Annotated in this window: 2 protein-coding genes and 2 pseudogenes; 3 read left to right on the plus strand and 1 reads right to left on the minus strand. The window is 66.6% G+C overall.

What is annotated here, in order from left to right:
* A pseudogene (locus tag KVS69_RS18105) lies at window positions 1–321 on the minus strand (hypothetical protein); the annotation flags it as partial.
* A 77-nt stretch (window positions 322–398) separates the two neighbouring features.
* Here KVS69_RS18105 and KVS69_RS18110 point away from each other — a divergent pair.
* The 3 genes and pseudogenes from KVS69_RS18110 to KVS69_RS18120 all read left to right on the plus strand — a co-directional run.
* Window positions 399–1,724, plus strand: coding sequence for a DNA cytosine methyltransferase (locus tag KVS69_RS18110; RefSeq protein ID WP_254622271.1), 1,326 nt, complete (start codon window positions 399–401; stop codon window positions 1,722–1,724).
* An 8-nt stretch (window positions 1,725–1,732) separates the two neighbouring features.
* Window positions 1,733–1,978: a hypothetical protein gene (locus KVS69_RS18115; RefSeq protein ID WP_254622272.1), complete on the plus strand. Its 246-nt coding sequence runs from the start codon at window positions 1,733–1,735 to the stop codon at window positions 1,976–1,978.
* Window positions 1,975–2,251: pseudogene (locus tag KVS69_RS18120) on the plus strand (hypothetical protein); the annotation flags it as partial. The gene KVS69_RS18115 and the pseudogene KVS69_RS18120, both read left to right, overlap by 4 nt.

Raw genomic sequence — 2,251 nt, forward strand, 5'->3', positions numbered from 1 at the left:
GGCTGGCTGGGTAGCGGCCTCGTAGACGGCATCCGTCGCCGCCTTGATCATCGCCATCAACTTCCAGCCCTGCTCCTGGCTTTCCTCACCCGTCACCGGGTGGGTGATGGTGTACGTCTTGGCAAGCAGGTCGCTGATTGTGGCCGGCAGGACCCCGAGGAACGTCCTCTCCAGCACAGTGCCGTCCGCCTGGGTGGTCAGCCGCTCGAAGTGGAACGTGACCGGTCCATCGTTGGTGTAGGGGTTCCAGTCTATGGCGATGCGCGGCGCGATCGCTTCGACGCGGGTCCCGAAGGAAGTGTTTTCGCTCAAAAGGGCCATCCTGTATCTCCGGTCAGTATCCGGTTACGTCTACGGTCATGATGTGCATACGGGCGCTCTCGGCTCGCGGCGCCGGCATGCCGAAGAAGGCGTATGTGCCCTCCCCTGTGGTTCCCTGCGCCACCGTGTACGTAGTGGAGTGGCGCAAGCTGGTGGCCAGCGATTACGGCGCCGGCACCAGCCGGGAACGCCTTTTCCTTCTCGCCCGCCGCGACGGCGAAGCCATCGTGTGGCCGGCGGCCAGCCATGGCACCGCGCCGACCCAGAAGAGGCGCGTATCCGCCGCAGACTGCTTGGACTTCACCATCCCCTGCCCGTCCATATTCGGGCGCAAGCGGCCGCTGGCCGACGCCACCATGCGCCGCATCGCCAAGGGCACCATGCGCCACGTCATCCAGGCGACGGCCCCTTTCATTGTGCCGGTGACCCATCAGGGCACCGACCGCGTGCACGCCGTGGGCGAGCCGCTGCGCACCATCACCGCCGCCAACCGCGGCGAGCTGATGTTAGCCATGCCGGAACTGGCGCCCTTCATCACCGAGCATGCCAACGCCAGCACCCAGCGCACCATGGATGCGTGCGAGCCGTTGCGCACGATGTGTGCCGGTGTGAAGGGCGGCCACTTCTCGGTGGTCAGCCCGATACTTGCAGGCGTCGGCGGACGGGCCGCCCAGTCCGAGCCACGCTCTGGTGCCGAACCGATGTACACAATGACCGCGAAGGCGGACGCCGCGCTGGTAGCGCCGCATCTGGTGAAGTTCCGAGGCGACAGCATCGGGACGCCAGCAACTGAGCCGGTGCCGACCATCACCTCCGGTGCCGGCGCCGCGCGTCCGGCTGGCGCCGCGCATGCGCTGGGACTGTCAACCGCGTTCATGGTCCAGGCTGCCCATGGGGAGGGTCGACCCGGCGGTGCTCAGCGATGGGGCGCCGGCAGCAAGTCTGTCGAGGTGCCTGTGGGCACGGTGACTGCGAGCGGGAACGGCGGGCACGCGGTCGCTGAGGCCGAACTGGCGGAGCTGTCGCCCGAACATCAGGAAGGCGCGCTACGTGTAGCCGCGTTCCTGGTGAAGTACTACGGCACCGGCGCGAATGTGCCCAGCCTGGCCGACCCGGTCGACACCGTCACCACGAAGGACCGGCTGGCGCTGGTCACCGTGGTGATCAAGGGAACCCCGTACGTGATCGTGGACATCGGTCTGCGGATGCTGAAGCCCCATGAGCTGTACCGCGCGCAGGGCTTCCCGGCGGGCTACATCATTGACCGCACGGCCAACGGAACACCCCTGAGTACGAGTGCTGCGGTCCGCATGGTCGGCAATAGCGTCAGCCCGCCGCCGCTGCGCGCCCTGGCAGAGGCCAATCTCGATCCAGTATCGGTTCCCCTGGCCGAGGCAGCGTGATGGGCTATATGAATCCACTGCTGGCACTGCCCGCCGGCCGCGCTCTCCAGGCGCTCCCGAAAGAAGACCGCGAGCGCATTGAGGCCGTCATGCGTCAACTCCGCGACCAGGCCAACAAGGAGGCCGAGAAGGCATGGGCAAAACGGAAAGGTCCGATGGCCGCCTATTGGCGGGCAGTCGCGACCTATGCGCGGCACATCGCCCACGCGCTTTCGCGCCAGGCGCCCGACACCACCACCGGAGATCACCCATGACCCAGCAACACATCAGCCATCCCGAAGGGCTGCCGTCCTGCGCCGCCGGGCACAGCGCGCGCATGATGGGGCCTGGTCATGCAGGCCAGGTTATGCCTTACAAACCGTTGACCCTACCCCTTGCGGGGCAAAGCTTCGATATACGCTTCGACAGCAGCAATCCCCAGCTGCATAGCGTCGCCTTTGCTTGCGATTCGGCCAAGCCCGCGCGGTTGGATCAGCACTGGCTGCCCATCGATCTCTGCAGTGGCACCGAACAAACCGGATTCGTCC

The organism is Stenotrophomonas sp. GbtcB23 (assembly GCF_019091045.1).
Classification (GTDB): Bacteria; Pseudomonadota; Gammaproteobacteria; order Xanthomonadales; family Xanthomonadaceae; genus Stenotrophomonas; species Stenotrophomonas rhizophila_A.